This is a genomic window from Streptomyces microflavus, assembly GCF_014650075.1.
Lineage (GTDB): Bacteria > Actinomycetota > Actinomycetes > Streptomycetales > Streptomycetaceae > Streptomyces > Streptomyces microflavus.
In genome coordinates, this window is record NZ_BMUG01000003.1 from 346,401 (window position 1) to 371,308 (window position 24,908).

Annotated in this window: 20 protein-coding genes, 1 tRNA gene and 1 pseudogene; 12 read left to right on the top strand and 10 right to left on the bottom strand. The window is 72.6% G+C overall.

Annotated elements, in window-relative coordinates:
- Positions 1-152: 152 nt before the first annotated feature.
- The 3 genes from IE264_RS10530 to IE264_RS10540 are packed head-to-tail and all read right to left on the bottom strand — an operon-like array spanning position 153 to position 4,448.
- Positions 153-842 (bottom strand): 4Fe-4S single cluster domain-containing protein, encoded by a 690-nt coding sequence (locus tag IE264_RS10530; protein ID WP_032756865.1) that lies wholly within the window; start codon positions 840-842, stop codon positions 153-155.
- Positions 833-3,109 (bottom strand): AAA family ATPase, encoded by a 2,277-nt coding sequence (locus IE264_RS10535; RefSeq protein ID WP_032756864.1) that lies wholly within the window; start codon positions 3,107-3,109, stop codon positions 833-835. The genes IE264_RS10530 and IE264_RS10535 overlap by 10 nt, the downstream gene beginning before the upstream one ends.
- Complete coding sequence (locus IE264_RS10540; protein ID WP_032756863.1) at positions 3,099-4,448, bottom strand: hypothetical protein; 1,350 nt, start codon at positions 4,446-4,448, stop codon at positions 3,099-3,101. Before IE264_RS10540 ends, IE264_RS10535 begins: the two co-directional genes overlap by 11 nt.
- Before the next feature lie 305 nt (positions 4,449-4,753).
- Between IE264_RS10540 and IE264_RS10545 the strand changes: the two genes are divergently transcribed.
- The 3 genes from IE264_RS10545 (at position 4,754) to IE264_RS10555 (ending at position 8,512) form a co-directional block, all read left to right on the top strand.
- Positions 4,754-5,569: a serine/threonine-protein kinase gene (locus IE264_RS10545; protein WP_051821808.1), complete on the top strand. Its 816-nt coding sequence runs from the start codon at positions 4,754-4,756 to the stop codon at positions 5,567-5,569.
- Positions 5,570-5,573: 4 nt separating this feature from the next.
- On the top strand, positions 5,574-6,266 hold the full coding sequence (locus tag IE264_RS10550) for an RES family NAD+ phosphorylase (RefSeq protein ID WP_032756862.1): 693 nt from the start codon (positions 5,574-5,576) through the stop codon (positions 6,264-6,266).
- 185 nt (positions 6,267-6,451) lie between these two features.
- Complete coding sequence (locus IE264_RS10555) at positions 6,452-8,512, top strand: phosphocholine-specific phospholipase C (RefSeq protein WP_190167621.1); 2,061 nt, start codon at positions 6,452-6,454, stop codon at positions 8,510-8,512.
- Between the two features lie 128 nt (positions 8,513-8,640).
- Here the strand turns inward: IE264_RS10555 and IE264_RS10560 are convergent, their stop codons facing one another.
- From IE264_RS10560 to IE264_RS10570, 3 genes are all read right to left on the bottom strand, one after another.
- The gene (locus IE264_RS10560; protein WP_078657456.1) at positions 8,641-9,561 is read right to left on the bottom strand and encodes a DUF2510 domain-containing protein; all 921 of its coding nucleotides are present in this window, start codon (positions 9,559-9,561) and stop codon (positions 8,641-8,643) included.
- A gap of 119 nt (positions 9,562-9,680) precedes the next feature.
- Positions 9,681-10,370 carry a response regulator gene (locus IE264_RS10565; protein ID WP_032756858.1) on the bottom strand — a complete coding sequence of 230 codons (690 nt, stop codon included), beginning with the start codon at positions 10,368-10,370 and terminating at the stop codon, positions 9,681-9,683.
- 2 nt (positions 10,371-10,372) lie between these two features.
- Positions 10,373-11,326: a HAMP domain-containing sensor histidine kinase gene (locus IE264_RS10570; RefSeq protein WP_015612758.1), complete on the bottom strand. Its 954-nt coding sequence runs from the start codon at positions 11,324-11,326 to the stop codon at positions 10,373-10,375.
- A gap of 409 nt (positions 11,327-11,735) precedes the next feature.
- Here IE264_RS10570 and IE264_RS10575 point away from each other — a divergent pair, with 409 nt between their 5' ends.
- The 5 genes from IE264_RS10575 (at position 11,736) to IE264_RS10595 (ending at position 16,102) form a co-directional block, all read left to right on the top strand.
- Complete coding sequence (locus tag IE264_RS10575) at positions 11,736-12,077, top strand: DUF3040 domain-containing protein (protein WP_015612759.1); 342 nt, start codon at positions 11,736-11,738, stop codon at positions 12,075-12,077.
- Positions 12,078-12,280: 203 nt separating this feature from the next.
- Positions 12,281-13,012 carry a FadR/GntR family transcriptional regulator gene (locus IE264_RS10580; RefSeq protein WP_032756856.1) on the top strand — a complete coding sequence of 244 codons (732 nt, stop codon included), beginning with the start codon at positions 12,281-12,283 and terminating at the stop codon, positions 13,010-13,012.
- Positions 13,013-13,107: 95 nt separating this feature from the next.
- Complete coding sequence (locus tag IE264_RS10585; protein WP_032756854.1) at positions 13,108-13,875, top strand: (Fe-S)-binding protein; 768 nt, start codon at positions 13,108-13,110, stop codon at positions 13,873-13,875.
- A complete protein-coding gene (locus IE264_RS10590) occupies positions 13,872-15,473 on the top strand; it encodes a lactate utilization protein B (RefSeq protein WP_032756852.1) in 1,602 nt (533 codons plus the stop codon). Before IE264_RS10585 ends, IE264_RS10590 begins: the two co-directional genes overlap by 4 nt.
- Entirely contained in the window at positions 15,470-16,102 is a 633-nt protein-coding gene (locus IE264_RS10595) for a LutC/YkgG family protein (RefSeq protein WP_032756850.1), read from the top strand. The genes IE264_RS10590 and IE264_RS10595 overlap by 4 nt, the downstream gene beginning before the upstream one ends.
- Positions 16,103-16,151: 49 nt before the next feature.
- On the opposite strand, the gene IE264_RS10600 is transcribed toward IE264_RS10595, so the two are convergent.
- From IE264_RS10600 to IE264_RS10610, 3 genes are all read right to left on the bottom strand, one after another.
- A complete protein-coding gene (locus tag IE264_RS10600) occupies positions 16,152-18,068 on the bottom strand; it encodes a DUF2264 domain-containing protein (protein WP_032756848.1) in 1,917 nt (638 codons plus the stop codon).
- 158 nt (positions 18,069-18,226) lie between these two features.
- Complete coding sequence (locus tag IE264_RS10605) at positions 18,227-18,778, bottom strand: hypothetical protein (RefSeq protein WP_032756846.1); 552 nt, start codon at positions 18,776-18,778, stop codon at positions 18,227-18,229.
- Positions 18,779-18,865: 87 nt separating this feature from the next.
- On the bottom strand, positions 18,866-19,345 hold the full coding sequence (locus IE264_RS10610; protein WP_015612766.1) for a DUF309 domain-containing protein: 480 nt from the start codon (positions 19,343-19,345) through the stop codon (positions 18,866-18,868).
- A 111-nt stretch (positions 19,346-19,456) separates the two neighbouring features.
- Between IE264_RS10610 and IE264_RS10615 the strand changes: the two genes are divergently transcribed.
- The 4 genes and pseudogenes from IE264_RS10615 (at position 19,457) to IE264_RS10630 (ending at position 24,326) form a co-directional block, all read left to right on the top strand.
- Positions 19,457-22,111, top strand: coding sequence for an ATP-binding protein (locus IE264_RS10615; protein ID WP_190167622.1), 2,655 nt, complete (start codon positions 19,457-19,459; stop codon positions 22,109-22,111).
- Between the two features lie 50 nt (positions 22,112-22,161).
- Positions 22,162-22,235 (top strand) — tRNA-Pro (locus IE264_RS10620).
- A gap of 37 nt (positions 22,236-22,272) precedes the next feature.
- Positions 22,273-23,131: pseudogene (locus IE264_RS10625) on the top strand (cryptochrome/photolyase family protein).
- 19 nt (positions 23,132-23,150) lie between these two features.
- Positions 23,151-24,326, top strand: a complete 1,176-nt coding sequence (locus tag IE264_RS10630) for a spore photoproduct lyase family protein (RefSeq protein WP_032756843.1) — start codon at positions 23,151-23,153, stop codon at positions 24,324-24,326.
- Between the two features lie 33 nt (positions 24,327-24,359).
- On the opposite strand, the gene IE264_RS10635 is transcribed toward IE264_RS10630, so the two are convergent.
- Positions 24,360-24,854: an ATP-binding protein gene (locus IE264_RS10635; protein WP_015612770.1), complete on the bottom strand. Its 495-nt coding sequence runs from the start codon at positions 24,852-24,854 to the stop codon at positions 24,360-24,362.
- Positions 24,855-24,908: the final 54 nt, after the last annotated feature.

The following is a 24,908-nucleotide window of genomic DNA, read 5'->3' on the forward strand; positions in this document are numbered from 1 at the left end:
AGGCCCCTCCGCGCCCGTCCGTTCCTGGTCCGTTCGCTCAGCCGTCAGATACGCGCGGTCCGGTACGAGCCGTTCCCACTCGTGGTTGGGGCAGAATCCCCGCCGCGGTGACGACGGGCACTCGCCCGGGGCCACCGGGCACAGGTAGCGGTTCACGGTCGCCATGTGTTCTCCCGGAAGGTCACGCCCCGAGCGGCCCATTCCCTTTCCAGGCGCCCGAGTTCGCCCGGCATCGGGACGCCGACGATGTGCACGGCATCCTCCGTCACCCGCACCTGGACATCCGGGCGTTCGGCCCGGCGTCGCAGATGAGGGGCGTAGCGGCGGCGGCCGAGCGGGGTCTGCGGGATCAGGTTCTGGTTGGCCGAGCCGCGCCAGACCAGCCGGGTCGGCTCGCCCGCGCGGTAGCGCCCGGTGATGACGGCGTCGGCCAGGCCGAGAACCGCCTGTGCGCGGGGCGACGCGCCGACCTCGGCGTCCTCCCAGCCGGTGTAGACGAGGAGGTCCGCGTCCGGCCGGTCCGCCTCACGTCGGGCCCGGTCGGCCGCCGCCAGCAGCGCGCCCAACGCCTCGGGCTGTTCCAGGGGTTCGCCCCCGCTGACCGTCAGGCCGTCGTAACCGTCGGCCAGCCCCCGGCTCCAGAGCCGGACCAGCCGCTCGACGCTGACGTCCTGCCCGCCCGCCGGGTCCCACGTCTGGCGGGACATGCACCCGGCGCAGGCGAGCGGGCAGCCCTGCACCCATACGCCGAGGCGCCTGCCCGGCCCCAGGGCCGTAATGGGCCCGAGCACCTGGGACACCCGCAGCACCGGCCCGTCCGGCGGGCCGTCCTTCACATCCATCGCCGCACCTTCAGGGTGTACGCCTCGTCCTGGCCGTCCACCGCCTCGATCTCGATGTGCTCCCCGGGCCGGGCCGGCTGGTGGAACAGCTCCCGGGAGAGGGGGTTGACGAGCGCCGACTCCACGGCGGTCACCACCCCCCGACCGCCGTGGTCCAGGCGCCGGTTGGCCTCGACCCGCAGCACCTCCCAGGGGTCGTCGGCCACCGTCAGCTCCGCGCCGTGGACCTCCCTGACCCGCCCGGTCACCGACTCCAGCGCCTTGTCGAGGATCGGCGGCACCGACTCGGGCTGGATGAAGTCCATGGGCACGAAGCTGTCCCCGAACCGGTTGCGCAGCTCGGGCCGCCCGATGTGGTCGTTGAAGAAGGAGTCGAACGCGCCCCGCAGCGCCTCGCGAACGTCCTCGGGCTTGTCATGTCGGCTCAGGCGCGACCGCCGGGAGCCACCCGCCGCCTCCTGCTCGCCGGCACTCTCGCCGTCGCCACCCGGACCGCCTTCGCCGCCGTCCGTGCTGCCCGGCGTGTCGGCACGCGCACTGCGGCGTTTTCTCGGCCGGATCACTTCCGCCGACACTCCCAGGTTCGACGTGAAGATCAGCACGCACTCGGTGAAGTGGACCGTGGCGCCCTGCCCGTCGGTGAGCCGGCCGTCCTCCAGGATCTGGAGGAACAGGTCGAACAGGCGCGGGTGCGCTTTGTCGATCTCGTCGAAGAGCAGCACGCTCATCGGGTGCGCCCGCACCGCGTTGGTCAGCTCGCCCCCCGCGCTGTGTCCGACGAAGCCGGGCGGCGCCCCGATCAGTCGGTCCCGGGCGTGCTCCTCGGCGAACTCGCTCATGTCGAAGCGGATCGGCCGGGCGTCCTCGCCGAGGATCATCTTGGCCACGCCCTTGGCCAGTTCGGTCTTCCCGACGCCGGTGGGCCCGGACAGGAAGAGCGTGCCGCGCGGCCTGCTGGGCGAACTGGACGACTGGGCGCCGGTCAGCCCGGCCGCCGACCGCATGAAGATCTCGATGGTGCGGCGCACGGCGTGCGGCTGCCCGATGACCTGGCCGTTGAGGTAGGCCTCGCCGTCGAGGATGTTCTCGCGCACGGCCCGGGTGGCCCACGGATTGTCGAGCACGCCCACCCGGTACAGCCGGGCGGCCTCGTCCAGACGGCTCAGGGGCAGCCCCCGGTCGGCGGCCATGCGGCCGACCGCGAGGATCTCGCCGACCCCCATGCCGTACGAGGAACGGGCCAGCGCCTCGGCCGCCTGCGCCCGCTCGGCCTCCGAAGCCTGCTCCCCGGCCTCCGCCCGTCTGCGCCTGGCCAGCAGGTCCACCACGTACCGGCCCGCCGCGCGGCGCTGGTCCTGCGGCGGCTCGGGCACGGTGATCACCCGCAGGGCCCGGCTGCCGATGGCGAATTCGAGCGGCAGGTCCTCCTGCTTCTCGACCACCCAGAAGACGGTGTTGTACGGGGTCACGCCGGTCCCGTCGCCACGGACCGGCCGTGCGGTGTGACCCAGCTCCTCGGCGGTGGCCAGCAGGCGCGCCGCCTCACCCGCCACGGGGCCGCGCGGTGAGCCGAGGCGGGCGGTGTACGGGATGATCAGGCCGATCGCCGGGCCGGTGTGCCGGACCGTACCGATCATGATTTCCCTGATACGGGAGATGCCCGCCTCGATGTCGTCGTCCTCGTCGTCCTCGTCCTCGTCCGCGCGACGGGCCGCCGCAGGCCCTCCGTCCCGCTGGGCACGCTCCCGCTCGGCCCGTTCCCGTTCGTTGCGGGCGTCCTCCTCGGCCATGCGGCGCAGGGCGTCCGGCATGGTGAAAGGGCCTTCGGTGAGCTTCCAGGCGATCACCCGGTCGTCGACCATGCTCTGCCGGGCCAGGGCGCCGTACCCCCGGGCCCGGCAGAGGGATTCGACGACCTCCTCCAGGCTGTACGGCATGATCGGGCGGTCGGGTTCGGCCGCGACCACACCGTCCTCGTCGTCCTCGGGCAGCAGGAACACATCGCGGACGTTGCCCGTCAGCAGGATCTGCGGATACACCGTCAGCGCCATGTCCAGTTCACGGATCCAGGCGGGGGCCGGGGCCGCGGGCTGCGGAGGCGGCGCGTCCTCGGGGGCAGGCTCCTCCGGCGCCCCGTACTCGTAGGCCGTCCCTTCGGGTGTCGCGTACCCGTGGGCCGCTTCATCGGAGGGCCCGGCCGCGGACGGTGTGTGCTCCTTGCGGAACGGCCCGCCCGGGGCGCCCGTCCCACCGGTGTCAGCGGCCACGCGTCTGATCCTGTCCGTACGTCGTGGATCGCGAGGGTCTGACCTTCTTCTTGCCGCGTCGCCTGCCCGCCGGGACCGCCTGGTCCTCCTCGTGCTCCGCCCGCTCATCGGTGGCCGGACCGCCGTCCGGAGCGCGGTCGTGGGCCAGGCCGTTGTCGGGCCAGGAGCCGTCGGGGGCGACGGCTGTAGGCCGCACCCCCGGCGGCAGCGCGGACGTACGCGCCAGGTCGACCCCGTGTTCCCGGGCCGCGTCCTCGATCGTCGGTAACTGCGTATCGCAGAACCAGCGTTGGACCTCGCCGTCGGCCCTGTCCTCCGCGTGCCCCGCGCTCCCGCCGACCCGCTCCCGGTCCTCCGCACCGGACTCCGGCGCGCGCACCAGCACGGTGGTGAGCCCGCGCCGGTCGGCCGCCAGCGCCACGCGGACGCCGTAGCCGTCGGGGACCACCCCGTCGCCGGCCGTCCCGGCCGCTTCGCCGAAGGGCACCACCACACTGCCGCTCTCCGCGAGCAGGTCGGCGAAGTCCTCACCCACCGCGTAGTCCCGCTCGCGCAGTACCTGCATCAGGGTGTCCGCGACAACGGACCGGCCCCGGGCGGCGTCGGCCCGCGCCACGGCCCGGGCGACCTCACCTTCCAGCCCGGCGGGGTCGTCGGCCTCCGCCACCGCCGCCGCCAGCCGCCGGCGGTCCTCCGGCGCGGCGTCCTCCAGCGCGTCGAGCAGCCCGGCCCGCAGCGCGGACGTGCGGGCGGCGGTCCGTTGCCGCTGTGTGGACCGGTGCACCCGCACCCCGAGATCGTGGAGGAGGGTGCGCGCCTCCTCGGCGCTCCGCGCCTGCCGTAACGCCTCCAGGCGGCGGGCGAAGAGCGGCAGCTCCTCCGGCTCGCAGGCAGGCCCGTCCCGTTCGAGGAGCGCCTCGGCCTCCACCAGGGCCGCCGCCCTGACCTGCGTGGCGCGCTCCTCTCCGGCACGGGCCGTCCGGCCGTCACCCGCCGCGGCGCGGGCCGTGGCGGGCCGTGCGGTGGGCTGCTCCTCGGTCTCGGCGGGCACCAGGGACCAGACGTCGGCGGCCGCCCGGCTGAGCTCGGCCTCCGCCTGCTGGTTGATCCTGCGGGCGGAGTCCAGGGCGAGTGCGAGCTCCGTGGAGTCGGCGGAGGCGGGCACGGTGATCACGTCCACGTCGATCTTGGCCGTGCGGTACGCGCGTCGCAGGGACTTGGCCTGCCCGCGCAGATGGTGCGAGCGGGCGGTCTCCTGGGCGAGCTGGGCGCGCAGCTCTCGCCGCCGTTCCGCCTCGACGTCGACATAGGACCACTCATACGCGGCTGAGTTGCTCAATGACCCTCCCCCGGAGCCACATGGTGAACCGCGCGGGAAGGGGGCTCCTCGTCGGTGGCCGGCCGACCGGATGCGGTCGGCAGGCGAGCGACGGCGGGCGCCGGCTCCCTCGGGCGGTATCTGCCGCCCATGATGCATCAACGGGCAGAACGGCGCTCGCCATTCGGCGATCTCCCCGCCTCCCCGCCACCCCGTTCCTCGTTCCCCGTTCTGCGTGATTCCCGCGCGGAGCACCGAGCGCGCTGTTACGGTCGCTCCCAGCGCGGGAGAGGCGGCGGAAGAGCTCGCAGGGAGGGGGTGCCGGTATGTCCTTCCTGACGGACGTGGTGGAGGCGATCCGCGCCCATCGGGCCGAGCTGGAAACCCTGTTGGACCCGCCGGCACGGGCCGAACTGCTGGAGATCCTGGCGGACGCCGAGTCCGACCCGGTGGTGGCCGCCGCCGATCTGCGGGAACTGATCAAGCCGTTCACCCCGCCGGGTCACCCGCTGCGGGCCGCGCTGACCCCCTCCGGAGTGCGCTTCCAGCCCGGTACGGCAGTGCCCCCGGACGGCGACGCACTGCTGGCGCTGCTCGTGCACCTGCGCTCGGAGGTGGAGATCGAGGGAAGCCCGGCCGACGCGCCCCGGGACGTGCACCGGCCGGCCCCCGAGAGCCATGCCGGAGATGAGAACCACCCCACCCGTGAGGGCCACACCGCGGATGACAGTCGCTCCGCCCCTGCGGACCACCCCGCCGCCGAGAACCGTTCCGCCCTTGCGGACCGCGCCGACCCCCCGTACCGCCCCGACGCCGACGACGCCTGGCTGCTCGCCGAACCGGCCCTCCAGTCGGCCTCCTTGGACCTCGTACCGGAGCAGGCCCGGGACCTGATCCGGCTGACCGTGGCGGACGAGGAGGAGCGTGTTCCGGCCTTCCAGCTCGATCCGGCGTCCGGGACGCCCTATCCGGTGGTCGTCGAGATCAACCGGCTGCTGTCGGCCGACGAGGACCCGTGGGGGGCGGCGGACTGGTGGCTCGGTCCCAACGTATGGCTGGACGCCGCGCCCGCGAGGCTGCTGGGCACCGGGGTGGACCACACCCTGCTGTCCGCCGCACGAGCAGAGATCCCGGAGTGGTGAGTACGTGCCCGACCAGATGATCCCCGCCCCGGCCGTCCGGGCGAAGCCGCACCGCCACGTGGTGCCCGCCGGAACCGAACTGTGGCGGGTCCACAGCACCCGCCGTGGCTCCACCGAGTTCAAGTCCCTCCCGGCCGACCTCCATTGGGGCGGGGGCCGGTTCTGCGACATCAGGGACGGGCTGAGCGCCGAGCCGCGCCCGTATCTGTACGCCGGACTGTCCCCGCTGACCGCCGTCCGGGAGACCCTGGCCCGCGATCTCGTGATGCGGCCGGACGGCCGGCGCCGCATCACCCGGCCCCGGGTGCGCGACATGCTGCTGTCCAAGGTCGTCGCGGCCGGTGACCTGCCGCTGGTGGACCTGACCGACGACTCCCACTTGGCAGCCGTCCACCAGGACATCTGGCTGGTCCAGTCACCGGCGCCGGAGTATCCGCGCGTACGCCGCTGGGGCTCCTGGATACGCAGCCAGGCCGACTGGGCGGTGGGCTTCCGCTGGCCGTCGCGCCAGGACTCGGGTCTGGTCTCCGGCGAGGTCGTCGCCCTGTACGACCGCCCGGACGGCCCGGCCCTCCTCAAGCCCTCATCGGATGCCCCGCTGGCGCTCGACACCCCCGAAGGCCGCGACTACCTGAACGGTGTCCTCGCGCCGCTGCGGATCCGGGTCGAACACCCCCGCCCCCGCCGGGTGACGTAAGCCCCGCTCTTCAGGACGGCCCGCGCTCGGGTCGGGCCCGCTCTTCAGTCGGGTCCCCCTTCTCGGTGCCGGACGCGGGCCGTACGCCCCCCATTCACCGGTCCGTCACAGCCCCTTCCTTTCTGTTCGGTTCTCTTGGAACATTCTGTTCGCTTCTGTTCCCCCACTCCAAGAGGCCCCCACGCATGACTGAGATGAATAGGCGCCGGTTCCTCCAGATCGCCGGTGCGACCGCGGGATTCTCCGCCTTGTCGGGCAGTATCGACCGGGCTGCCGCCATCCCCGCCCACCGGGCCGACGGGACGATCCAGGATGTCGAGCACATCGTCGTCCTGATGCAGGAGAACCGTTCCTTCGACCACTACTTCGGGGCGATGAAGGGGGTCCGAGGGTTCGGCGACCCGAGGCCTGTGACCCTGCCGAGCGGAAAGTCCGTCTGGCACCAGGCGGACGCGGCGGGCAAGGTGACGCTGCCGTTCCACCCGACCGCCGACGACCTGGGCATGCAGTTCCTCCAGGGCCTCAACCACGACTGGCCGGGCGGCCACCGGGCGTACAACGAGGGCCGATACGACCGGTGGATACCGGCCAAGACCCCGACGACCATGGCCTACCTCACCCGTGAGGACATCCCCTTCCACTACGCGCTCGCCGACCGCTTCACCGTCTGCGACGCGTACCACTGCTCCTTCATCGGAGCCACCGACCCCAACCGCTACTACCTCTGGTCGGGCCACACCGGCAACGACGGTACGGGCGGCGGCCCGGTGCTCGGCAACGAGGAACGCGGATACGGCTGGAGGACGTACCCCGAACGGCTGGAGGAGGCCGGGGTCTCCTGGAAGATCTACCAGGACATCGGCGACGGCCTGAACGCGGCGGGCCACTGGGGCTGGATCAACGACGCCTACCGGGGCAACTACGGCGACAACTCCCTCCTCTACTTCAACAACTACCGCAACGCCCAGCCCGGCGACCCGCTGTACGACAAGGCGCGCACCGGCACCGACGTGTCGGCCGGCGGCGGGTACTTCGACGCGATCACCGCCGACGTACAGGCCGGAACGCTCCCGCAGATATCCTGGGTCGCCGCCCCCGAGGCCTTCACCGAGCACTCCAACTTCCCCTCCAACTACGGTGCCTGGTACATAGCGGGCCTGCTCGACGCCCTCACCTCCGACCCCGAGGTGTGGAGCCGGACCGCCCTGTTCATCACGTACGACGAGAACGACGGCTTCTTCGACCACGTCGTCCCGCCCTACCCGCCGGCCTCGGCGAACCAGGGCCTGTCCACGGCGGACACCACCACGGAGATCTACCCGGGCGGACCCTCGTACGGAGCCGGCCCCTACGGCCTCGGGCCCCGCGTCCCCATGCTGGTCGTCTCGCCCTGGAGCACCGGCGGATACGTCTGCTCCGAGGTCTTCGACCACACCTCCGTGCTGCGGTTCATGGAACAGCGCTTCGGCGTCCACGAGCCGAACATCTCGCCCTGGCGGCGGGCGATCTGCGGCGACCTCACCTCCGCTTTCGACTTCGGCCGGTCCGCCCCGGCCCCCGGCGACCTGCCGGACACCTCGGCGTACGAGCCCCCGGACCGCGAGCGCCACCCCGCCTACCGGCCCACCCCGCCGGCGGTGGGTGCCATGCCCTCGCAGGAACCGGGCAGCCGGCCCACCCGCCCGCTCCCGTACGAGCCGTACGTCGACGGGGCCCTCAACCCGGCCACCGGGAAGATCGCGCTGACGTTCAGCCCGGGGACGGCCGCCGGGGCACAGTTCTACGTCACCTCCGGCAACCGCACCGACGCCCCGTGGACGTACACAACAGACGCGGGCAGGACGCTGACCGACAGCTGGAACTCCGCCTACTCCGGCGGCAGCCACGACCTCACCGTGCACGGCCCGAACGGCTTCCTGCGTACGTTCCGGAGCCCGGGCGCCACCGCGGGTCCCGAGGCCACCGCACGCCACAACGCCACCAACGGCAACCTGGACCTCACACTCACCAACTCCGGCCCCACGGACGGCGTACTGACGATCGCCGACGCCTACGGGGGAGCGGAACAGAAAGTCACCGTACGGGCGGGAGCCACCGTTTCACGCACGGTGGACCTGCGGGCGGGGCGGCGCTGGTACGACGTGTCCGTCACCGTCGACGGGGAGCCGGGCTTCCTGCGCAGGTTCGCGGGCCATGTGGAGACGGGGGCCGCCGGGATCAGCGATCCGGCGACCGTCACGGGCTGAGGCCCGGCGGGAGACAGGCTGAGGCCCGGCGGGAGACCGGCTGAGGCGCGGTCGGCCACCGGCTGAACGCGGCGGGAGCAGGGCGGGACCCATCGGTCCCGCCCTGCTCCCCTCGTCCAGGATGGGGCTCAGGCGGCTCCGCCGTTGCCCGCGCCCGCCCCCGACGCGGCCTTGATGCCCTTGACGATCTCGTCCAGGACGGACAGCTTCGGCGCGTCCTTGTTGATGTCGAAGCCGGACCGGACCACCACGAGCATGTCCTTGGAGGAGGGGGAGGGGAACACCAGCGATTCGACGTAACCGTCGTCGCCCTTCTCCGTCACCACCTTCCAGCGCACCGCGTAGCCCTTCTGGCCCGCCACGGTGACCGCACCGGACTTCAGCTCCTCGTGCGAGGTGATCTTCCCGTACGAGTCCCCGCCGTAGGACTCCTCGGCGTTGACGGCGATGTCCTTCTTGGCCGCCTCCTCCGGCGACCCGCCCGTGAGCTTCAGGGCGACAGCGGGGGCCGAGAACACCCCTCCGCGCACACACGTCTTGTCGGCGCCGCCGGGGCAGGCGTGCTCACCCGTCGTCAGACCGGCGCCGACCGGTGCCGACTTGCCCGTCCACCCCTTGGGCACCGGCAGGCTGATTCCGGCGGCCAGGTCCGTGGCGTAGCCAGGCTCCGTCGGCGGGAGCTGCTCGCCGGGACCCTGGCCGCCGTCCTCCTCGCCGCCGCCGTTCCCGCCGCTCCCGTTCTCGCCGTCCTTGTTCCCGCCGTCCGGTGCGCCCGAACCGTCGGGGGCGGAGGGGGTGGTGGACGGGGAGGCGACCGCGATGCCCGGCCGGCCGCCGTCGTCCTCGCCCAGCAGATACACCCCGCCCCCGATCGCGGCGAGCACCACGGCGCCGACGGTCACGCCGACGCCGATACGGATCCCACGGCGGCGGGCCGCGGCGGGCGACGCGCGGACGTGGCCGGACCACTGCGCTCCGTCCCACCAGCGTTCCTGAGCGGGGCCTTTACCTGAATGCCCGGGGTCTGGGTGCCAGCCGGGCGGGGTCATCTGGGTCACGGGTGCACTTTATGCGGGTCGAGTGAGAATCGTATGAACCGACCGCCGCGCGACGGCCTGTGCGGGGGCGAGGGGCTGTGCGGGAGTGGCGTCCTGTGCGGCGGTGGCGGTCACGGTTCGATCAGGCCCGCGCGGATCGCGTACCGGGTGAGCTCCAGACGGTCGCGCAGCCCGAGCTTCTGGAGCAGGTTGGCGCGGTGCCGCTCCACGGTCTTGACGCTGATGACCAGCAGCTCCGCGATCTCCTTGGAGGAGTGCCCCTCGGCGACCAGCTTGAGGATCTCCTCCTCGCGCTCGGTGATCGCCCGCGCCGGCAGTTCCTCGCCGTCCTTGGCCCGGTCGAGGAAGTTGCGGATGAGCGCCGTGACCGCGCCCGGGTAGAGGAACGGCTCGTCGCGCATCGCTGCCCGGCAGGCCTCCACCAGGTCCCGGTCGGCGACCGACTTCAGGACGTACCCGGCCGCCCCCGCCTTCAACGCCTCGAAGAAATACTGTTCGTTGTCGTACATGGTGAGCATCAGGATGCGCAGGCCGGGCATGACCCGGGACAGCTCGCGCGCCGCCTGCAGACCCGTCAGCCGGGGCATGGCGATGTCCAGGATGGCTAGATCCGGCCGTTCGGCGCGAGCCATGTCGATGGCCTCGGCGCCGTCGCCCGCCTCGGCCACGACCGTGAGGTCCGGTTCGCCGTCAAGGATCAGCCGGACCCCCCGGCGCACCAGGGCGTGGTCGTCCGCGAGCAGGATGCGGGTCGGCGCAGCGGTGCTGCCCCGGGAAGGGGGCGGGTAGGAGAGGGGCATGGTCACCGGCTTCCGTTCCGGACGGGCACATCGAGACGTACTTCGGTACCGCCCTGCGGGCCGGGGCCGAGGAACAGCTCGGCGCCGATCAGCAGAGCGCGCTCGCGCATGCCGCGCAGGCCCGCGCCCTCGGGGGTGTCCCCGAGGCCCCGGCCGTCGTCGCGGATGCGCAGCTCCACCCCGCAGGGGCTGCGGCGCAGGGAGAGTTCGAGCCGCGACGCACCGGCGTGACGGACCGTGTTGGTGAGCGCCTCCTGGGCGATCCGGTAGACGACCAGCTCGGCCTCGGCGTCCAGTTCGGGCAGGTCCTTGCCCATCTGCCGGCGGATCGTCAGCCCGTCGGGCGTCGGTGTCTCGGTGATGAGAGCCGTGAGCGCGCTGACCAGACCCAGCTCCTCCAGCACCCCGGGGCGCAGCCGGCGGGCGATCCGGCGGATCTCGTCCAGCGAGCCGCGGGTGATCTCCTGGACCTGGCGCAGCTCGCCGCGGAGCGGCTCGGGCGCGTGGTCGGCGACCCGCTTCAGTTCGAGGAGGACCGCCGTGAGCGTCTGCCCGACCTCGTCGTGCAGCTCCTGGGCGACCCGGCGGCGCTCGGCCTCCTGGGCGGAGAGCGCGCGGGCGCTGCTGGTGGCGCGCTCGGCCTCCAGCCGGTCCAGCATCGTGTTGAACGTCTCGATCAGCGCGGCGATCTCGCCGTGCCCGGCCACCTCGGGGCGCGGGCTCGGGCGCAGCAGGTCGGTCGTGGTCATCGCGCGGGTGACCCGCTGGAGGGGGAAGAGGCCGAGCCGGAGCAGGGCCGCGTTGGCCGCGAGCATGAAGGCGATCCCGCCGGTCAGGATCATCGCCTCCGTCAGCAGGACCGGTGTGGAGATGGTGATCGGGCCGAGCAGCAGCAGGGCGCCCGCGGCGACGAGCACCGCGGCGTTGAGCAGAAAGATCCGCCAGAACAGGGACAAGGGAGCACGGCCTCCATCGGGCGTCGGAACGATTGCGGGCGGTGAAAGGGCTGTGGGGTCGGGTCGGGGCGGGGCGGGATGGGATGGGGACGGGGACGGGGTAGGGAAGGCTGGGTGTCGACAGCCTCCACTATCGTCGCTGTGCGCGGGAAACACGCCGTCGCCCGGATACCGCCGCTCCTGCGGCTCCCGTCGCCCCCTCCACGCTTGCCGTCTCCACAGCCGGCAGGGCGCGCGGCCTGTCCCGCATCTACATGGTGCACACCCCCGGATATGGGTGCTGCCCCCGATGGTTCTTCCGGATGCCCCCGTCGACCATGAACTCAGGGCCCGGGGGGCCCTGCCCGTGCCGCATCACGGGGCCGGCGCCGGAGAGGCCGAGAGGTCTCCGTACCGGGAGGGAGACACCATGCCCACGTACGACGAACGGCTGCGCGCCCTTGAGGAGCAGTTGCATCGCGACGACCCCGGTTTCGCGGCGGCGATGTCCGACGGCACCCCGCGCAGCCCGCGCGAGTACCGGCGCCGCAACGCCTGGCTCTGCATGGCTTTCGGGCTCACAGCCCTGGGCATGGGCATCGCCATCGGCCACGGCCTCCTGATCGCCACGGGCCTCGTGGTGGCGGGAGCGGCCGCCCACCTCTTCGACCCGCAGCGCGGCCGGCTGCACGGCCGAGACATCCCCGGAGCCCCCGGAGCCCCCGGAACCCCTGGAACCCCTGGAACCTCAGGTTCCCCCAGCACCCCCTGACGCGCGGCGCCCGCACCGCCGCATCCCCGGCCCCTCCGCACGGGCCGACCGAAGGCCCCGACCGCCGAACCGGTCGGGGCCTTCGCGTGCACGGAGAATGCGACCTCAGTTCGGTCCTACCTCTGGGACTTGTACGGTCCGACCACACCGTATGTGTGACATACGCTGAACGTCCCGGAACCGGCCGAGGCAGGGAGTTGCGGATGTCCGTCGAATGGCAGCCCGTGCGGCAGTCCCGTACCCACGAACTCGTGCTCCGCTCCATCGAGGAGCGGGTCTTCGCGGGCGAGCTGAAGGCGGGCGACCGGCTCCCGCCCGAGCGGGAACTGGCCCCCGTGCTCGGCGTCAGCCGGTCCGCCCTGCGCGAGGCGCTGCGGGTGCTGGAGACGATCGGTGTCCTGGTGGCCCAGCCCGGCCGGGGCCCGGACGCCGGGGCCCGGATCGTGCGCAACCCCGACGACGCCCTGGGCCGGCTGCTGCGGCTCCACTTCGCCCTCGGCAGCTACAGCCTCCAGGACGTCCTGGAGGCCCGGATCATCCTGGAGAGGTCCAGCTTCGCGGCCGCCGCCTGTCACGCACCGTCCGAGGACCTCGACGAGGCGGAGGAGCTGGTACGGGGCATGGCGGCGCCCGGCATCGGGGTGAGCGCGTTCAACGACCTGGACACCCGCTTCCATGTGCTGATCGCCCGCAGCTCCGGCAACGCCCTGACCTCCACCCTCACCTCCGCCGTACGGGAGTCGGTGCGCCCGCTGATTCTTCGGGCTCTGGAAGAGGCCGAGGACTGGCCCGCCACCGCCCGCGCCCTCAACGCAGAGCACGACACCCTCCTGATGCTGGTGTGCGAGGGGCGGGGCGCCGAGGCGGCCGACCTGGTGGAGCAGCACATCCACGGACTGCACGGAACGCTCGTGGACGGGCCGGCCGGACCGTAGCGGTTGGTGTGGCGTCATTCCTTCGGTGGACCGAGCCTAGTATGGTCCGACCATAGAAACGTCGTAGTGAACCGGAACCCGACCGGGGAGACCTCATGCGCATCGGACTCTTCGCCACCTGTCTGGGAGACACGCTCTTCCCCGACGCTGTGCGTTCCACCGCCGTCCTGCTCACGCGCCTGGGACACGAGGTGGTGTTCCCGCCGGGGCAGACGTGCTGCGGACAGATGCACATCAACACCGGCTACCAGCGCGAACCCGTCCCCCTGGTCCGCAACTTCGCCGAACAGTTCGGGGACGGGTCCATCGAAGCGATCGTCATGCCGTCGGGCTCGTGCGCCGGTTCGGTCCGCCATCAGCACGCGATCGTCGCCGACCGCTACGGGGACGCCGCCCTGCGCGCCGGGGTGGCCACGGTGGCGGCGAAGACGTACGAGCTCTCCGAGCTCCTCGTCGACGTCCTCGGCGTGACCGGGGTGGGCGCGTACTTCCCGCACCGGGTGACGTACCACCCGACCTGCCACTCGCTGCGGATGCTCCGCGTCGGTGACAAACCGCTACGGCTGCTCCGCGCCGTCGACTCCATCGACCTGGTCGAGCTGCCGGGCGCCGACTCCTGCTGCGGGTTCGGCGGGACCTTCGCCCTGAAGAACGCCGAGACCTCCACGGCGATGCTGCACGACAAGCTGGACGGCATCGCCGCCACCGGCGCCGAGGTGTGCACCGCCGGCGACTCCTCCTGCCTGATGCACATCGGCGGCGGGCTCTCCCGCATCCGCTCCGGGACCCGCACCCTGCACCTCGCCCGCATCCTCGCCGCCACCCGCACCACGCCCGACGCCCTGACGGAGGCCGCCGCATGAGCACTTTCCTCGGCATGCCCGCCCGGCCGCCCCGCTCCCCGTACGGCACCGGCAACCTGCGCGGCGACGAGCCGTTCCCCCGCGCCGCCCACCGGGAGCTGGGCAACGGACAGCTGCGCCGCAATCTCGGCAAGGCCACCACCACCATCCGCACCAAACGCCTGAACGTCACCGGCGAACTCCCCGATTGGGAGGCCCTGCGCGACGCGGGCTCCGCCATCAAGACCGACGCGATGAACCGGCTGCCCGAACTCCTGGAACAGCTGGAGCGCAAGGTCACCGAGCACGGCGGTACCGTCCACTGGGCACGCGACGGAGCCGAGGCGAACGAGATCGTCGCCCGGCTGGTGAAGGCCACCGGCAGCAGCGAGGTCATCAAGGTCAAGTCGATGGCCACCCAGGAGATCGGGCTCAACGAGCACCTGGAGTCGGTGGGCATCACTCCGTACGAGACCGACCTCGCCGAACTCATCGTGCAGCTCGCCCACGACAAGCCGTCACACATCCTGGTCCCCGCGATCCACCGCAACCGGGACGAGATCCGGCAGATCTTCCTCGACCGCATCCCCGGCGTCGACCCGGAGCTGGACAACGTTCCCGCCCACCTCGCGGCGGCCGCCCGGGCCTATCTGCGGGAGAAGTTCATGGCGACGAAGGTCGCCGTGTCCGGCGCCAACTTCGGCGTCGCCGAGACCGGCACCCTCTCCGTCGTCGAGTCCGAGGGCAACGGCCGCATGTGCCTCACCCTCCCCGACACGCTGATCACCGTGATGGGCATCGAGAAGGTGCTGCCGCGCTATCAGGACCTGGAAGTCTTCCTCCAACTGCTGCCGCGTTCCTCCACCGGTGAACGCATGAACCCCTACACCTCGTTGTGGACCGGAGTGACACCCGACGACGGTCCGCAGGACTTCCATCTGGTGCTGCTGGACAACGGGCGCACCGCCGCGCTCGCCGACGCCGTCGGACGCGCGGCGCTCAACTGCATCCGCTGCTCGGCCTGTCTCAACGTCTGCCCGGTCTACGAGCGGACCGGCGGCCACGCCTACGGTTCGACCTATCCCGGACCCATCGGCGCCGTCCTCACCCCGCAGCTCGCCGGAATGCACGCTGCTGACGACGACCCCAACAGCTCGCTGCCGTACGCCTCCAGCCTCTGCGGAGCCTGCTTCGACGCCTGCCCCGTGAAGATCGACATCCCCTCGTTGCTGGTGGAGCTGCGCCACCAGAACACCGAACAGAGCGGCACCACACCGGAGAAGCTGGCGATGAGGGCGGCCGCCGCCGTGATGAAGCGTCCCGCGCTGTACACGGGCGCGCAGAAGGCGGCCGGACTCGGCCGCCTCGTCGCCGGACGCGACAGGACGATCTCCCGGCTGCCCCCGCCGTTCGCCGGCTGGAGCGACAGCCGTGACACCGAGGCCCCGCCCCGGCAGACCTTCCGCGCCTGGTTCGCCTCCGACGAGGGCCGGGCCGCACTCCGGGCGGCCGCCGACGAACACGACGGGAGCCACGCAGAACACGACCCGGGCGACGGCCGGCACGACCCGGGCGACGAAGGGCACGACCACAGCCACGGAGAGGGCGAGAAGAAATGACCGATGCCCGCGACACCGTGCTCGGCCGGATCCGCGCCGCCCTGGCCCTGGCCCCGACGCCCGCCACCGTCGTACCGCGCCGCTACCGCACCGGCCGCGTCCTGCCCGACGGCGAACGCCTCGCCCTCTTCACCGACCGGCTCCTCGACTACAAGGCCGAGGTGCGCCCCTGCACCGCCGACCGCACGGCGCAGGTCGTCGCCGACGTGCTGCGCGACCACGGCGCCCGCCGGATCGGGGTCCCGGCCGGGCTGGATCCGCGCTGGCTCGACGCGTACGACGGGGATGTGAGCCCGGACGCGGCCGACATCCCCGCCCCCCGACTCGACGCCCTGGACGCGGTGGTGACCGCTTCGGCAGCCGGCTGTGCCGAGACCGGCACGATCTTCCTGGACGGATCGCCCGACCAGGGACGCCGGGCGCTCTCCCTCGTTCCCGATCTGCACCTCTGCGTCGTCGACCTCTCCTCGGTCGAGGCGGGCGTGCCGGAGGTCCTGGCCCGACTGGTGCCGGAGCGGCCGACGACGCTGATCAGCGGACCGTCTGCCACCTCCGACATCGAGCTGGAGCGGGTGGAGGGCGTGCACGGACCCCGCACCCTGGTGGTGGTGATCCGTAAGGACGTGTGACCTGGATGTGGTCCGACCTATGAATGGTCGACCGCAGTCGTCTCCCGACCTATGAATGGTCCACCGCGACCGCCTCCCGGCCGAAGACGATCCGCGTCCGTGTCCCGTCCTCCGCCCAGCCGGCCTCCACCGTGTCACCGTCCGGACCGGGCCGTACGTCCACGTGGTCCACGACCGCCTCCAGGGGCCCGGCATCCGGCTCGGCGGTGAGCGAGGCGAGGGCCACCAGGACCACCGTCCCCGCCACGCCGACGCCCAGCCGGGGCAGCACCGCCCAGCGGGTGAACGCCGTGCCCTGCGGGGCCCGTACCTCTTCGGGCACCTCCCAGCCGTGGAGCCCGTACAGCTGGGAACGCACCGGCCCCCCGGGCTCCGCCGCCCAGCCGGTCAGCTCCGCCCGCGCCCCGTCGGGCGCACCCAGCACCCGGTGGACCCGTAGCTCGTAGCGGCCCCGCGCCACCGTCACGCTCTCCACCCGGAGGCCGGGAACGGTGGAAGGGCCCGCCGGGAACACGGGCACATGCCAGGACCCGGCCCAGCCCCAGCCGTCGCCGTGCCCGGCCCCGAGCGGATGGATCCGGCGCCGGGTGCTGCGTACGGCGGCGACCGTCACCGACAGATGGTTGTCCGCCGGGTTCGCCGCAGCGGTCGGGCCGGTCACGGTGGAGTAGGCGAGCCGCGCGTAGTGCGGGTCCGTGTCGCGCGCCGACTCGCCCTCGTCCGGCCGCACATGGTCGCTGCCGTGGTTGTGCAGCCGTACCACGCCGTCCGCCCGCGTCGACTGCACCAGGAACCCCGGTGCCGGCACGGACAGCACCCGGTCGGGGCCCTCGCTCGGAGCCTCCTCCTCCACCGACGTCCACAGCGGATGCCCGGCGGGGGCGAGCAGCGCGACGAACGCCTTCGACGCCCAATAGGGCGACGCGGGACCGGAATAGGACTGCAGTGTCGCCGGGTGCGGGCCGTGCCAGCCCAGGCTCAGCAGTCCGTCACCGCCGCTCGCGCCCCGCTCCAGGAAGTACCGCAACGACCCGCTGACCAGCCGCCGAGAGGCCCCGGGAGAGAGCGGCGTGTGCCCGGACACCGCCCCCAGCGCGATGCCGGCGCTCGCGGCGAAGCGGTAGGTGAGCGAGCGCCCGAAGTGCAGCGGGGCCCCGTCGCCGCCGAACATCAGCGAGAAGCTCTCCAGATGCTCGCGCAGCCGCGCCCCGTGCCGGGCCGACGCGTGCTCGTCGCCCGCCAGATAAGCGTCCAGCAGCGGATAGAGGTGCAGCGCCCAGCCGTTGTAGTGGTCGAAGGCGCGCCCGTCCCCGTCGGCGTACCAGCCGTCGCCCCGGTACCAGGTCTCCAGCAGCTCCAGCGCCCGCTCCCGCGCACGAGCGGTCTCCGCGTCACCCCGGCCCACCGATTGCAGGAACCCGGCGACGGTGTACGGGAAGAGGTACCAGTTGTTGCCCGCCGGAAGGTGGCGCAACGCACCTCGCAGCCAGTGCTCCGCCCGGTCCTGCACCCCGGGCTCCAGCCGGTCCCAGAGCCAGGGCCGGGTGAGCCGCAGCCCGAGTGCGACGGAGGCGGACTCCACCATCGGCTGCCCCTGCACATGGTGGTCCAGGATGAGGGGCCAGGACTCCGCGTCGTCCCGCCCGGGTGTACGTGTCCCGGAAGCGAGCCCGCGCCCGTAGCGTTCCAGCCATTCGTACGGGTCCTTCCCCTCGGCCCCGGCGACCCGGAAGGCGGCCGCCAGGAACGTCCGCGCGTACCCCTCCAGCCCGTCGGAGCGCACTCCGGAGTGCGACGGGGGCCCAGGCAGGTCGAGCAGCGCCCCGCCGGGGGTGGCCCACCGCCAGGCGGCGTGCAGCAGCCCGTCGGCGGCGGCCTCCCAGTGCGCTCTGGTGTACCCGGTGTACGGGCTCGACGCCCGGTCCTCCGGGGGGAGTTCGAAAGAGGGGGACGGGAAGGTCGTCATACGGGGAGGCCAGGCCCTTCGTGGTGGACACGGTCGGCACCCGAAATCCTGATCGAGCGATCGCAAGCGGTCAAGAGAACGACCAGAAGACGGCCAAAGCGATCAAACGATCAGGGGGTAAGGCCGACCGGGAGTCCAGGCTGACCGGGAGGCGAAGCTCAGGGAAGCAGTAGCCAGTCCGCACCGACGGCGGCCACCAGGCCCGCCCCGAGCAGCCAGCTGCCGAGCCTGGTGCGGCCGTTCCTGCTGAGCTCGATCACCAGGCCGCACAGGATGAGCGCGAGCCCGTACACGCCGACGACCAGCACCGACGACCGGCTCGCGATCCGCAGGGCGAGGACGACGCCCATCGCGACCATGCCCACGGAGGAGAGGACGATCCGCAGGCGCCGGGCCTGACGCGGCGTCAATCTCTTCCCGGTCTCGGGATCGGCACCGGCCCCGGCCCCGGCCCCGGCCCCGGCCCCGGCTTCAAGGTCGGCCCCGGCTTCAAGGTCGGCCCCGGCTTCAAGGTCGGCCCCGGCCTCAAGGTCGGCCCCGGCTTCGGGGGCGGCCTCGGTGTCGGTCCCGGTCTCCTCGACGTCGTACGCGTCCTCGGCGGGCTTCGCCACCGTGGCTCTTGCCGCCGCGGCCTCGGCTATCGGGGTGTCGGTGCCCCGGTCCTGGCCCTCGCGCTGGTCCCGGTCCTGGTCCTGGTCAGAAGTGCTCATGGAGCCGGATCGTAATGGCTGCGCGGCAGGCCCGTTCCCGGACCCGGGCGTTCCGCCGCCGGTCCGGACGGCGGGAGGCCGCCCCGGCTACCCCAGCAGGCGGGGCGCCTCGGCCCCGGCGTCCACCGTGCGGCCCGTCTCCACCCGGCCGGCCAACTCCCGGGCCCACTCCGCCAGCCCGTCGATCGCGATGCCGTGCGGCCCGGCTCCGGCGTACGGGGAGATCGCGCCCGCGCCCCGGCGCAGCAACCGCGCCCCGCCCGCCGTGTTGCCGCGCGCGGAGTGCGTCAGCCCCACCGCCATCTGCGCGAGCCCCCGCCACAGCTCGCGCTCGCTCTGGGGCCCCGACTTCCAGGCGTCCTCGAACACCTCGTGCGCATGGAACGGCATCCCCGCGTCCAGCAGCCGCTGCGCCTCCCGCAGCGTCTCCCGCGGCGTGCGGACGACCCCCTCGGGCTGCCGCTCGACCCCGGGCGTCCCGTAGGGCAGCGGGCGCCCCAGTCCGTCCCGGGGGCGTGCGTTGCGCGCCCGGCCTTCGGTGTCACGGTCCCTGCGCGTCTCGTTCACTACTCGATTGTGCCTCGTACCTGCAAGGAATCAGCCGAACCCTGTCGGTGAGCACCCGCGCACGACTAGGCTCGACCGTCGTCACTGCATGCCATTTGGGGAAGGGTGGGCATGAAGCCGTCCCGGCCGTTGTACGAGCGTGAACCGGAACTCGCCGCCGCCGCGAGGGCGGTGGACGACCTGTGCGGAGCCCAGGCCGTCGGCGGGCTGCTGGTCTTCAGCGGGGAGGCGGGGCTCGGCAAGACCGCCCTGCTCGCCGAGATCCGGGCGATGGCCGCCGACCGCTGCACCGTCTGGTCCGCCAGAGGCGGCGAGACCGTCACCTCCGTACCGTTCCACGTCGTACGGCAGTTGCTGCAGCCCGCACTGGACCGGTTCCCGCCCGACGAGACCCGGGCCCTGTTCGGTGACTGGTACGACACCACGGCGCCCGCGCTCGGACTGGCCGAGCCCAGCGGTCCGCAGCCCGACCCGCAGGGTGTCCGGGACGGCCTCGACTTCGTCGTCGCGCGGCTCGCCTCCCGCCTCAGCCACCGGCCGCTGCTGCTCATGGTGGACGACGCCCACTGGGCGGACGGCGAATCCCTCTCCTGGCTGGCCTCGTTCACCGCCCGCCTCGGTGAACTCCCGCTCCTCGTCGTACAGGCGCACCGCCCGCAGGAGCTGGCCGAGCGCAACGCGAGCTATGTCGCCGACCGGGACGCCGAGCGCGGTTCGGACGGCCAGGGCGCCACGACGCGGGTCGCCCTGCGGGCGCTGACCCCGGACGCCACCGCCGAACTGGTCCGCGCGGCCCTGGGCGAGCACGCCGACGACCCGTTCTGCCGCGAGGTGTGGGCCGTCACCGGCGGCAACCCGTACGAGGCCGTCGAGCTGGTCGCCAAGGTCCAGGACCAGGAGCTGGCGCCGGTCGAGGAATCGGCCGGACAGCTCAGGGAGCTCGGTGCCTCCGCCCGGGGCAGCGGGCTCGTCGCCCGGCTGGAGCGGCTCGGAACGAACGCCAACCGGTTCGCCTGGGCCGCCGCCGTGCTCGGCACCGACATCTCCCAGGAGCTGGCCGCCACCCTCGCCGGGATGAGTTCGGCGGAGGCCGCCGACTGCACGGCCCGGCTGCGCGACGCCCGTATCGTCAGCGGCTTCGACCCGCTGGAGTTCGTCCACCCGCTGATCGCGACCGCCGTCTACCGCTCCATCCCGCCGGCCACCCGCACCGCGATGCACGGCCGCGCCGCCTGGGCCATCACCCGGGCCGGCCTCGGGGCCGCCGCGGCCTCCCGCCACCTGCTGGAGGTCCACCCGGACGACGACCAGGAACTGGTCGCCCAGCTCCGCGAAGCCGCGGGCCAGCACCTCGCCGTCGGCGCCCCCGAAGCGGCCAGGCGCTGTCTGGAGCGGGCCCTGGAGGAGCCGCCGCGGCCGAAGGACCGCGCGGTCCTGCTGTACGAACTCGGCTGCGCCACCCTGCTCAGCTCCCCGCCCACCACCGTGCAGCACCTGCGGGCGGCCCTGGACATGCCGGGGCTCGACGACGGGCTACGGGTCGACGCGACGTTCCGGCTCGCCGCCGCGCTCGCCCACAACAACCAGCTGAAGGACGCGGCGATCTCCCTGGCCGCCGAGGCGGCCCGTACGGCACCGGGCCCCGGCCTGATGCGGCTGCAGGCCGCGCACTTCATGTGGGAGGGCATGCAGGCCACCGAGGACGACGGCCCGGCCCGCTCCCGGCGCCTCACCCGCAACGCCGACCACCTCAAGGGCCGCGACAACGCGGAGCGGGCGCTCCTCACGCTGCGGGCCTTCGACGCCATGCTGCGCGGCGAGAACGCCCAGCTCATCGTCGACCTCTGCGAACGTGCCCTGATCGACGGCAGCCCGGCCCGCGGCCTCGGCTGGACCGACTCCGAGTGGGGCTTCGAACTGCCCACCATGGTCGGCATCACCTACGCCTTCACCGACCAGCTGGACCGTGCAGAGAGCCTCTTCGGCGAAGCGGTGCGGGCCTTCGAGATCTCCGGCTGGAGCGGCGCCCACCTGGCGTTCGCACACACCCTGCTCGGCATGGTCCACCGCCGTCGCGGCCGTCTCGCGGAGGCCGAGGGCTTCCTCCGCGAGGGGCTCCGCCTCGCCGACCGTGTCGGCTCCGGCCTGCCCGTCCACTGGGACGCGGCGTGCCTGCTCATCGATATGCTGCTGGCCCGCGGCCGGGTCGCCGAGGCCCGCAAGATCGCCGACCGCTACCACTTCGGACCGCCCTACCCGAGCGCCATGGTCCTGCCGGACGGCCCGTGCGTCCGGGGCCGCCTGCTGCTGGCCGAAGGCCGTAAGGAGGAAGCGGTCGCCGAACTCGAAGCGGCGGGTGCCGCCCTGGAGCCGCGCGAACGGTTCAACGGCATCTGGGCACCGTGGGCCGGTGACCTCGCCCGCGCCCTGGCCGACGACGATCCGGGCCGTGCGGCCCACCTCGCGGCCCGCGCCCGGGTGCACGCCGAACGGTTCGGGACGGACACCGCCATCGGCGAAGCCCTGCGCTGCGTCTCGCTCTTCGCCCCGCCGGAGGAGGCCGAACAGCTCCTCGCCGACGCGGTGCGTCACCTGGAGAAGTCCTCCTCCGCCTACGAGCACGCGCTCGCCCGCGTCGACTACGGCGTGGCGATCGGCTCGCACCGGGAACTGGCCAGGGCCCAGAAGCAGGCCATGGCCTGCGGAGCCGAAGGGCTGGCGGCCCGCGCCCAGCAGGCACGGGCGTCGATCCGGTCTGCGGAGTGAGGTAATGTTCCTTCTGCGCGGTCGCCCTGGGGAACCAGGCGGAAACGCATCGGGACGTGGCGCAGCTTGGTAGCGCACTTGACTGGGGGTCAAGGGGTCGCAGGTTCAAATCCTGTCGTCCCGACTCGTAGGAGTCGTAGGTGAGGGCCGGTTTCGGAGAAATCCGAAACCGGCCCTCACTCGTTCCTGGAAGGGCGTCGGCGTGTGCCGAGCGCGGCCCCCATTTCGTCGACCCGGCCCGGGGCGGCCCGCACCGGGACGCGCCGCTGCTGATGATCGAGACGAGGAGCGTCTTCCGTCGGCGGCGGTTCCACCGGGCCAAGGCGCACCTGATCCTCTCGGCGATGCGCCACCGGGCCGCCGAACTCGGTGACCGCGTGCGGTACGTCAAGGCGGACACCTGCCGCCAGGGGCTGCGCGAGGCCGTGGGGGACACCGAGGTGACCGTGCACCACCCCACCTCCCGCGCGGCTCACGGGTTCGTGAGCGCGCTGCGCCGCTTCATGGAGCACCGGCTCGTCACCTTCGACGCACACGAGGACGCGGTTCTCTGCGGGGACGCGACGATGAGCCACAGCCTGCTCTCCTCCTCGCTCAACCTCGGACTGCTGGACCCCGCCGAGTGCGTGGAGCGGGCCGAGGCACGATGGCGGTCGGGCGACGTACCGCTCAACAGTGCCGAGGGGTTCGTCCGGCAGATCGCCGGATGGCGCGAGTTCGTCTGGCACCTCTACTGGTACTTCGGCACCGGGTACCGCGAGAGCAACGCCCTGCGCCACCACGAACCGCTGCCCGACTGGTTCCGACCGGATGAGCGACCTCTGCCGCCCCTGCCGGTACAAGCCGTCCGTGCGGGTCGGTGAGGACGCCTGCCCCTTCACCGCCGGATACTGGAACCTTCTGCACCGCCACCGCGACCGGTTCGAACACAACGCGCGGATGACCCGGGCGGTGCGGGGCCTGGACCGGCTCCGCGATCTCGACGCCCTGCTGGAGCAGGAGCGGGACCGCAGCGACTGAGACGCGGAAGGGAAGGCACGTGGATCAGCCGCCGACGGAGTCCGCCCCGGGAGAACCCGAGCAGCAGGCGCTGTTCGGATGGCCGGACACGGCACAGGAACCCGATCCACGCCCGTCGTTCCGGGACAGTCCTGCGGCACGCCGGATGCTCGACGTACGGGAGGTCTACGCGGAGCCCGCCGCGCTCGACTCCCCGCGCGGTCGGCAGATCATGGCCCGCTTTCCGGAAGCACGCGTGACCGAGGTCGCCGGCCACTGGCGGATTCCCTCCCTCCACGGCAACGAGGGCAACATCGCCCAGTGGGTCCGTATCAAGTCCGGAACACTGGTCCTCGGCGTGAAACAGACGCTGCGGACGCGCCCCAACGGCAGGTCGGCCGACTGGATCGCCCCAGGGCCCTCCAACGGATGTGCGATGGCCTGCGCCTACTGTTACGTCCCCCGTCGCAAGGGCTACGCCAACCCCATCACGCTGTTCACCAACATCGAGGCGATCGTGGCCCATGTCCGGCGCCATGTACGGGCCCAGGGCCCCAAGACGGAACCCAACCAGTGCGATCCCCGGGCCTGGGTCTACGACATCGGCGAGAACGGCGACTGTTCCGTCGACGCCCTGGTCTGCGACAACACGGCGGACCTCATCGCCGCGTTCCGCGGCCTGCCGACGGCTAAGGCGTCCTTCGCGACCAAGTTCGTCAACCCCGACCTGCTCGCACTCGACCCTCAGGGGCGTACCCGTGTGCGCTTCTCCCTCATGCCGCCCGACGACGCCCGGCTGCTGGACATCCGCACCAGCCCCGTCGCCGAGCGGATCGCCGCTGCCGCCGACTTCCTCGACGCCGGCTACGAGGTCCACTTCAACCTCTCGCCCATCGTCCTGCGCCCGGGATGGCAGAGGGACTGGGCCGCACTGTTCACCCATCTCGACGACGTCCTGCCCGACCGGGTGAAGGACCAGGCGGCGGCCGAGATCATCATGCTGACCCACAACCGGTCGCTCCACGAGGTCAACCTTGGCTGGCACCCCCGCGCCGAGGAGGTCCTGTGGCAGCCGGACGCCCAGGAGACCAAGCGCTCGCAGAACGGGGCCCTCAACGTCCGCTACGCCCAGGAGATCAAGCGGCAGGCGCTGACGCGCATGCGGCAACTGCTGGCCACCCACGCGCCATGGCTGCGCGTCAGGTACGCCTTCTGAGGAGGGGGGAGGAGCGAGAGGAGGGAGGAGGCGCTACCAGGACGTGGGGTCGGCCGGTCCGCCCTGCGCGTCGTCGAGCAGCGAGATCTCCACGCGGACGCGCTTGCCCACCGGCTCGCGGCGCACCTCGAAGCTCTGGCAAACCATGAGGACGATCTCCAGACCGTGCTGACCCGCGCGCGTGGGGTCGGCCTGCGCGGCGGAGGGGAGTACGGAACCCGAGTCCCACATGGTGATGGTCAGCGTGCCGTCGCCCGCTTCGAGGTCGAGAAGGCAGGGGCCCGGCGCGTACTTGCAGACATTCGTGGCCAGCTCGCTCACGACCAGCTGCGCGTCGTCCATCGCGCGCGAGGTCATCACGACACCGTGCGTCGACTGCGCGTCGACGAGGAAGTCCCGGGCGAAGGCGCGGGCCCGGGCGATCCCGCCCGAGCCCATGTCGTACGCGGCGCTGCCCTTCACGGCGGACGTGCCGGACTCCTGACCGTCCTGCTCGGTCTCGCCGTACGTCGTCAGCAGCTGTTCCATGACACATTCCCCCGTTCGGGACGGCTGCGCGCGCAGCCGTCGCACCACCCGTCT

What these genes read in the sequence shown, in the direction of transcription:
- IE264_RS10545 (WP_051821808.1), top strand. Translation starts at nt 4,754, where the DNA reads ATGTCCTTCCTGACGGACGTGGTGGAGGCGATCCGCGCCCATCGGGCC.
- IE264_RS10590 (WP_032756852.1), top strand. Translation starts at nt 13,872, where the DNA reads ATGAGCACTTTCCTCGGCATGCCCGCCCGGCCGCCCCGCTCCCCGTAC.
- IE264_RS10530 (WP_032756865.1), bottom strand. Translation starts at nt 842, where the DNA reads ATGGATGTGAAGGACGGCCCGCCGGACGGGCCGGTGCTGCGGGTGTCC.
- IE264_RS10595 (WP_032756850.1), top strand. Translation starts at nt 15,470, where the DNA reads ATGACCGATGCCCGCGACACCGTGCTCGGCCGGATCCGCGCCGCCCTG.
- IE264_RS10615 (WP_190167622.1), top strand. Translation starts at nt 19,457, where the DNA reads ATGAAGCCGTCCCGGCCGTTGTACGAGCGTGAACCGGAACTCGCCGCC.
- IE264_RS10585 (WP_032756854.1), top strand. Translation starts at nt 13,108, where the DNA reads ATGCGCATCGGACTCTTCGCCACCTGTCTGGGAGACACGCTCTTCCCC.
- IE264_RS10580 (WP_032756856.1), top strand. Translation starts at nt 12,281, where the DNA reads ATGTCCGTCGAATGGCAGCCCGTGCGGCAGTCCCGTACCCACGAACTC.
- IE264_RS10605 (WP_032756846.1), bottom strand. Translation starts at nt 18,778, where the DNA reads ATGAGCACTTCTGACCAGGACCAGGACCGGGACCAGCGCGAGGGCCAG.
- IE264_RS10560 (WP_078657456.1), bottom strand. Translation starts at nt 9,561, where the DNA reads ATGACCCCGCCCGGCTGGCACCCAGACCCCGGGCATTCAGGTAAAGGC.
- IE264_RS10635 (WP_015612770.1), bottom strand. Translation starts at nt 24,854, where the DNA reads ATGGAACAGCTGCTGACGACGTACGGCGAGACCGAGCAGGACGGTCAG.
- IE264_RS10600 (WP_032756848.1), bottom strand. Translation starts at nt 18,068, where the DNA reads ATGACGACCTTCCCGTCCCCCTCTTTCGAACTCCCCCCGGAGGACCGG.
- IE264_RS10575 (WP_015612759.1), top strand. Translation starts at nt 11,736, where the DNA reads ATGCCCACGTACGACGAACGGCTGCGCGCCCTTGAGGAGCAGTTGCAT.
- IE264_RS10565 (WP_032756858.1), bottom strand. Translation starts at nt 10,370, where the DNA reads ATGCCCCTCTCCTACCCGCCCCCTTCCCGGGGCAGCACCGCTGCGCCG.
- IE264_RS10555 (WP_190167621.1), top strand. Translation starts at nt 6,452, where the DNA reads ATGACTGAGATGAATAGGCGCCGGTTCCTCCAGATCGCCGGTGCGACC.